Genomic DNA, 7,126 nt, shown 5'->3' with positions numbered 1-7,126 from the left:
CCTTCACCAGCAGCCGCAATGTCGCCCTGACCGACAATGGCACGGTCCAGACTGATGCCAACCTTGGCTTGACGGGTACCATCAGCGGCAGCGGCCTTCTCACCAAGACCGGCGCCGGCACGCTGACCTTATCGGGCAACAACAGCTATACCGGCGGCACGCGGATTCTGGGCGGGACCCTCGAGGCCAAGGGCGGCAACGCCATCGGCGACCAGTCTGCGGTGATTGCGCAAGCCGGTGTGTTCCGCGTCCTCGACGACGAGACCATCGGCACACTGTCTGGCGATGCCGGCACGGTGGAGCTTGTCGGCGACCTCACCACCAGCACGAATTTCGCCAACACGATCGCGCTGTTCTACGGCGGCATCAGCGGAACCGGCGGCTTCGTCAAGAACGGCGCCTACCGACAGGTTCTGGCCGGCAACAACAGCTACCAGGGCGCGACACAAATCCTGGGCGGCACGCTCTATGCGGTCGGTACGGGCATCGACTCCATTCCCGACGCCTCGGCCGTGACAGTGGCGGCCGGCGCCACGCTGTCGCTCGCGCGGCCCTCCATCTCCTCTGGCATCACGGGCATTGACAGCGATGACGAGACGATCGGCTCCTTGTCGGGCGCCGGCAATGTCGCTCTCGGCGACAGGAAACTGGCGATCGGGGGCGACGCCAGCACCGCGTTCTCCGGCTCGATCTCAGGCGCCGGCGGCTCTCTTGCCAAGCTGGGCACCGGCACGCTCACGCTCTCCGGTACGAACACCTATACCGGCGCGACGACGGTCGACGCAGGCAGGCTGCGCGTCGATGGCTCGCTTGGAAATACCGCCGTCAGCGTCGGCAGTTCCGGCACCCTGTCGGGCGTGGGAACCATCGCGGGGCCGGTGACGGTAGATGGCACCATCGCGCCGGGCGACAGCCCCGGCACGCTCACGGTCGGCTCGCTGACGCTCAACGCAAGCGCGAAACTCGACTACGAGCTCGGCACTCCCGGGACGGTCGGCAGCGGCGTCAACGACTTGATCGTGGTCAACGGTGATCTCACCCTCGACGGCACGCTGAACATCACCGATGTCGGCGGCTTCGGCCCCGGCGTCTACCGGCTCATGAATTACGGCGGTGCGTTGACGGACAACGGGCTTGAGTTCGGGACCACGCCCGTCTCCGCGAGCGATCTCTTCATCCAGACCAGCATCGCCGGTGAGGTGAACCTGATCTCCAGCGCCGGCGTGACGCTGGGCTTCTGGGATGGCGGCAATACGGGGCTGCACGACAACGGCGTGATCGACGGCGGTGACGGCGTGTGGGATGCGACGAACCGCAACTGGACGGAAGCCGACGGCGCGATCAACGGCAAGTGGGGTCAGGATTTCGCGGTGTTCGCCGGTCAGGCCGGCACCGTCACGGTGGATGATTCCGCCGGCACGGTCGGCTTCACCGGCATGCAGTTCATGACCAACGGCTATGTGATCGACGGCGACACGCTCACCACCAACACCGCCGCCACGATGATCAGGACCGACGCCGGCGTGACGGCGACCATCGCCGCTGCGATCGCCGGAACCGGCGGCCTGGTGAAGACCGATACCGGCACGCTCGTGCTTTCCGGCACGAACACCTACAGCGGCGGCACGACGATCTCGACCGGCACGCTGATCGGCCAGGCAACGAGCTTCGGCACCGGCGATATCCTTGACAACGCGGCCCTGGTCTTCAACCAGCCGGCCGATGCGATCTTCTCCGGCGTTATCTCCGGCACCGGCACGCTGGCCAAGACGGGGAGCGGCAACCTCAACCTCACCGGCATCAACACGCTGAGCGGCGCAACCACGATCGGGGCCGGCAAGCTCTCGGTCAACGGCTCGCTTGCCAACTCCGCGGTGACCATCCTCAATGGCGGCGCTCTCGGCGGCAACGGCACGGTGGGGTCGACGACGCTGCAGACCGGCGGCGTCATCGCGCCCGGCAACTCGATCGGCCAATTGACCATCCAGGGCAATTTCGTTGGCGCCGGCGGCACAGTCGAGATCGAAGCGATCCTCGACGGCGATGCATCTTCCACCGACAAGCTCATCATCACCGGCAACACTTCCGGAACCGCCAACGTCAAGGTGATCGGCCTTGGCGGCGCCGGCGCGCAGACCGTCAACGGCATCAAGATCGTCGATGTCGGCGGCGTCTCCGCCGGCACCTTCAACCTGCAGGGCGACTACGTCTTCCAGGGCGACCAGGCGGTGGTCGCCGGCGCCTATGCCTATCGGCTCTACCATAACGGCGTCAGCACGCCGGCCGACGGCGACTGGTATCTGCGCTCGGCGCTGATCAATCCCGTCGATCCGGGCGGCCCGACCTCGCCGCTCTATTCACCCGCCGTGCCGGTCTACGAGGCCTATGCCGGCGTGCTGCAGAGCTTCACCCAGCTCGGCACGCTGCAGCAGCGCATCGGCAACCGCTCGTGGGGCGGCGAGGCGCAATCGGCGGCAGGCACCCAGCGCGGCAACCCGATCTGGGGGCGCATCGAGGCCTCGCACAGCGAATTCGAGCCGGGCACGAGCACCACCGGCACCGATTATGACGCCGATCTGTGGCGGCTGCAGGCTGGTCTCGACATGCTGCTTTCCGAGACTGCCTCCGGCATGCTGGTCGGCGGTCTCACCGTCCACTACGGCACGGTAAAATCGGACGTCTCCTCGTCCTTCGGCACCGGCTCGATCGACGCAACCGGCTACGGCTTCGGCGGCACGCTGACCTGGTACGGCAAGAACGGTTTTTATGTCGACACCCAGGCCGAGCTCACCTGGTTCGACAGCGATCTGTCCTCCGCGACGCTCGGCAGGAAGCTCGCCGACGGCAACAACGGCTTCGGCTACGGCCTCGGCATCGAGGCCGGGCAGAAGATCGCGCTTCATGGCAACTGGTCGCTGACGCCGCAGGCCCAGCTCTCCTATGCCTCGGTCGCCTTCGACAGTTTCACCGATCCTTACGGCGCGCTGGTCTCCAACGGCAGCAGCGACAGCCTGATCGGCCGCCTCGGCCTCTCCGCCGACTATGAAAGCGAGTGGAAGGGCAGCGCGGGCCAGACCAGCCGCTCACATGTCTATGGCATCGCCAATCTCTATTATGACTTCCTCGACGGCACCGATGTCGACGTCTCGGGCACCAGGCTGACCAGCAAGCCGCAGCAGCTTTGGGGCGGCCTCGGCGTCGGCGGCTCGCTGAGCTGGGCCGACGATCACTATTCCGTCCATGGCGAGCTGCTGGCGCGCACCAGCCTGGAGGATTTCGGCGACAGTCATGCCTTCGGCGGCTCGGTAGGCTTCAGCGTGAAGTGGTAGGCTGGCGGCAATAGGCCGAAAAAGGCAACCAGCGGTCGCTGGAAACTTTCCGACGCGTATAGGAATTTAATCCTTGGTGGGGCGATTCTCGCAGGAGGTCGCGGTGGTTCGTCGCAACAAGGCAAAGCAATTATCGGAGTCGGAGCTTGAGCGGTTCCTGATGGCGGCGGGAGAGCTGCATCGCAGTATTGTGGCCCCGTTGATATCGACGCAATGCGATCACTACCGCTCCATGCAAACCCTGCACGAGGCGTTGCTGAAAGCGGTGAAGGACATCACCGGCAAGGATGCTGCCTTTATCCGCTGGTTTGGGGCGGGGTCGCGGTAAACTGCGTCGCCGCGAACCGCGCACCCCTCAATGCGCATCCGGCGGCGGCGCCTTCGGCGTCACGTTGCGCAGGAACGGCACCAGCGCCGTGGCGATGACGAACGCCACCATGATGACCAGGAACGCGTCCGCATAGGCCATGGTGGAAGCCTCGCGATAAGCGAGCTGCCAGAGCTGCTTCAGCGCCGCGGCATGGCCGTCGTCGACGGCGCCGGGCAGCTGTCCATAGCGCTGCGCGACGTTGTCGACGAGGCGCATGGCCGCTTCGTTCTGCGGCGTCAGATGCGAAGCGATCGTCAGGAAATGGAAGTTGGTGCGGTTGTTGAGGATCGCGCCGCAAATCGCGATGCCGACCGCGCCACCCAGATTGCGCATGGTGTTGAACAGGCCGCTGGCATATTTCAGCCGTTCCGGTGGCAGGCTGCCGAGCCCGAGATTGACGCTGGGCGCGACGGCGAAGACCTGTGGGAAACCGCGAAAGATCTGCGGCAGGAGAAGCTCGGCCGAGCCCCACTGGCTGGTGATGGCGGAAAAACTCCACATCGAGGCGCCGAAGGAGGCCAGCCCGAACATCACCAGCCAGCGCGTGTCGAAGCGCTTGGCGAGGAAGATGTATACCGGAACGCCTACCATCGAGGCAACGCCGGTGGAGAACACCGCCAGCCCCGTCTCGAACGCGTTGTAGCCCCGCACATAACCGAGAAACAGCGGCGTAAGATAGATCGTGGCGAAGATGCCGATGCCGGTGATGAAGGACAAAAAACAGCCGATGGCGAAATTGCGGTTGCCGAAGGCGCGGAAGTCGACCACCGGCTGCGAATAGGTCAGGCTGCGGACGACGAACAGGATGAGCGTGACCACGGCGACGACGGCGCCGTTGCGGATCGTGGCGTCGTCGAACCAGTTCCAGCGCGAGCCTTCCTCCAGCACATATTCCGCCGTGCCAAGGCTGACCGCCATCAGCGCCATGCCGATATAGTCCGCGCCCTTCAGCAACGACAGATCACCCTTGTCAATCTTGACCAGCAGCGCGACGAGCACGGTGATGACCGCCCCGGGGATGACATTGACGTAGAACAGCCAGTGCCAGTTCAACGTGTCGGTGATCCAGCCGCCGATGACTGGCCCTAGCGTCGGCGCGATCGAGGCGATGCTGCCGACGACGGCGGCGGCATAGAGGCGCCTCGGGCCCTGGAAATAGTGGAAGGACGAGGTGAACACCGTCGGGATCATCGAGGCGCCGAGCAGCCCCTGCAGCGCCCGGAACACGATCATGCTTTCGATGTTCCAGGCAAAGCCGCACAGCATGCTGGCAAGCGTGAAGCCGGCCGCTGAGATGGTGAAAAGCCAGCGCGTTGAAAACACCCGCGTCAGCCAGCCCGACAGCGGGATGACGATGATCTCCGCCACCAGATAGGAGGTCTGGACCCAGCCGATCTGGTCCTGCGCGGCCGACAGGCCGCCGCCGATATCCTGCAGCGAGGAGGCGACGATCTGGATGTCGAGCAGCGCGATGAACATCCCCACGCACATCACCATGAATGGCAGGATGCTGGCGAGGAAGGATTGCGGGGCGGCCGGCGCTGACATGGCGCCCTCAATGCGATCCGGTATCGACGGTGACGACGGTGGACAGGCCTGGCCGCAGCGCCACCTTGCCCGCCTGGTCGGCATCGATCGCGATCCTCACCGGCACCCGCTGCACGATCTTGGTGAAATTGCCGGTCGCGTTCTGCGGCGGGATGACGCTGAAGATCGCCCCCGTGGCCGGCCCCAGGCTGGTGACATGGCCCTTGAGCGGCTGGTCGGGAGCGATATCGGCATAGACGGTAGCGGCCTGCCCGTCGGCCATCGCCCGCAACTGGTCTTCCTTGAAATTGGCGTCGACCCATAGGCCCGAGGCGGGAACGATGGTCAGCAGATAGCTGCCCGGCGAGACATAGGTGCCGACCTGCGCCAGCCTGTTGCCGACGATGCCGTCGATCGGCGAGCGGATTTCCGTGAAGCCGAGGTCGAGCCGGGCGGTGTCGAGATCCGCCTTGGCCGCCGCGACTTCCGCCGTCGCTTCCGAAATCTGGGTGTTGAGGACGTCGAGTTGTTGCCTCGACGCCGCAAGCGCGGCCCGCGCGGCGGCGACGGAGGCCTGCGCCTGGCCGTCGGCCGCGGCGCTCTTCTGGGCATCCTGCTGCGAGCCGGTCCTGGCGCTGGCGAGCACCGCGTAGCGCTTGGCATCCTGCGCCGTGAAGAGAGCGGCGGCGCTCTTCGCCTCGAGATCGGCGCTGGCCTGCTCGATCAGCGAGTTCTGCAGTGAGATTTGAGCACGCAGATTGTCGAGCGCCGACTGCTTCTGCTGCACCGATGCCTGCGCGCGTTCCAGCGCCGCCTTGAACGGCCTGTCGTCGATGCGGATGACCGGCTGGCCGGCGCTGACATGCTGATTGTCCTCGACGAGCACCTGGTCGATATGGCCGGCGACGCGCGGCGCCAGCGGCGTGACATTGCCGCCCACATAGCCGTCGTCGGTCGTTACCATGAAGCGGTTGGCCTGCCACCACTCGGCGCCAAACCAACCGGCGGCAGCGATAGCGATCAGGGCTGCCCCGAGCAGCAGCGGCTTGCGCCGCTTCCTCGCCGGCTTCGGGGCTTCAACGACGGAGGCCTGCAACTCGGCCGGGGAAAGAGCCTTGTTCATCTGCTTCGCGCCTCTTCCTGGCCGCCGTTCTCGATCAGCGGGAGGCCCGGCCCTTGGCTGCTGAAGCGATAGTGCCGCCGCATGCGATCACTGGCCCTCGGCCCGGTGGCCAAGGCGAAGCCGCCGCTGTCGAGTTGCCTGCCGGTCTCCTTGTCGACCAGGACCGGATCGGCCCAGCGCCCGTCCGCCGTGTCGACCACGACAAGGCTCGGGCCCTCGGGCGCCAGGTGCCGGTTGCCCCAGGCAAGCAGCGTAAGCAGCACCGGCCGGAAATCGCGGCCCTTGGCCGTCAGCACATATTCATGGCGCAGCGGCCGCTCGCAGTAGGCGCGCTTCTCGAACAGCCCGCGCTCGACCAGGCTATTCAGCCGCCGCGTCAGCATGTTGGGCGCGATATCAAGGCTCTTCTGGAACTGGTCGAAGCGGGTAAGGCCCTGGAAGGCGTCGCGCAGCAACAGGATGCTCCACCACTCGCCGACCTCGTCGAGGCTGCGCGCGATGGGGCATGGGCGCGTTTCGAAGCTCGTCCTGGCAACCATTCTCGTGACTCACTTTCAAAATGAAAGTTAGATATAGCCAAGTCGATTGCATTATGCAAGTCAGTATGATCGGACGCGCCGGCGCTGCATATCGAGCCGGCGCGAACGAACTTGCACGAGCCGTTGCTGCAAACAAAAAGGGCGACGCAAGCGCCGCCCTTCGGGAGGATGATTTTTCGCAGGCGCTTTAAGCGGCCTGGGCTTCGCCGGCGATCGCATCGGCGGCGAAGCCCAGGCC

General features: G+C 65.6%; 5 protein-coding genes. 2 read left to right on the top strand and 3 right to left on the bottom strand.

Features of this window, described 5'->3' with window-relative positions:
- Together EOA24_RS22135 and EOA24_RS22130 are read left to right on the top strand one after the other, a co-directional pair.
- Window positions 1-3,329 (top strand): autotransporter outer membrane beta-barrel domain-containing protein (locus tag EOA24_RS22135; protein ID WP_127410060.1); only part of this gene is annotated, 3,329 nt, incomplete at its 5' end.
- 103 nt (window positions 3,330-3,432) lie between these two features.
- Window positions 3,433-3,657 carry a hypothetical protein gene (locus EOA24_RS22130; RefSeq protein ID WP_126081695.1) on the top strand — a complete coding sequence of 75 codons (225 nt, stop codon included), beginning with the start codon at window positions 3,433-3,435 and terminating at the stop codon, window positions 3,655-3,657.
- A gap of 27 nt (window positions 3,658-3,684) precedes the next feature.
- On the opposite strand, the gene EOA24_RS22125 is transcribed toward EOA24_RS22130, so the two are convergent.
- Genes EOA24_RS22125 through EOA24_RS22115 form a run of 3 tightly spaced genes read right to left on the bottom strand, consistent with a single transcriptional unit; the run spans window position 3,685 to window position 6,888 of the window.
- Window positions 3,685-5,247, bottom strand: coding sequence for a DHA2 family efflux MFS transporter permease subunit (locus tag EOA24_RS22125; protein WP_126081694.1), 1,563 nt, complete (start codon window positions 5,245-5,247; stop codon window positions 3,685-3,687).
- 7 nt (window positions 5,248-5,254) lie between these two features.
- Window positions 5,255-6,349, bottom strand: a complete 1,095-nt coding sequence (locus tag EOA24_RS22120; protein WP_126081693.1) for an HlyD family secretion protein — start codon at window positions 6,347-6,349, stop codon at window positions 5,255-5,257.
- Window positions 6,346-6,888 (bottom strand): helix-turn-helix domain-containing protein, encoded by a 543-nt coding sequence (locus tag EOA24_RS22115; RefSeq protein ID WP_126081692.1) that lies wholly within the window; start codon window positions 6,886-6,888, stop codon window positions 6,346-6,348. Before EOA24_RS22115 ends, EOA24_RS22120 begins: the two co-directional genes overlap by 4 nt.
- Window positions 6,889-7,126 lie beyond the last annotated feature (238 nt).

Source organism: Mesorhizobium sp. M2A.F.Ca.ET.039.01.1.1 (assembly GCF_003998035.1).
GTDB lineage: Bacteria > Pseudomonadota > Alphaproteobacteria > Rhizobiales > Rhizobiaceae > Mesorhizobium.
This window is presented reverse-complemented; position numbering and strand designations above follow the sequence as displayed.

Bases quoted from the DNA above. Each gene is read 5' to 3' on its own strand.
- EOA24_RS22115 (WP_126081692.1), bottom strand. From the start codon at position 6,888: ATGGTTGCCAGGACGAGCTTCGAAACGCGCCCATGCCCCATCGCGCGC.
- EOA24_RS22120 (WP_126081693.1), bottom strand. From the start codon at position 6,349: ATGAACAAGGCTCTTTCCCCGGCCGAGTTGCAGGCCTCCGTCGTTGAA.
- EOA24_RS22125 (WP_126081694.1), bottom strand. From the start codon at position 5,247: ATGTCAGCGCCGGCCGCCCCGCAATCCTTCCTCGCCAGCATCCTGCCA.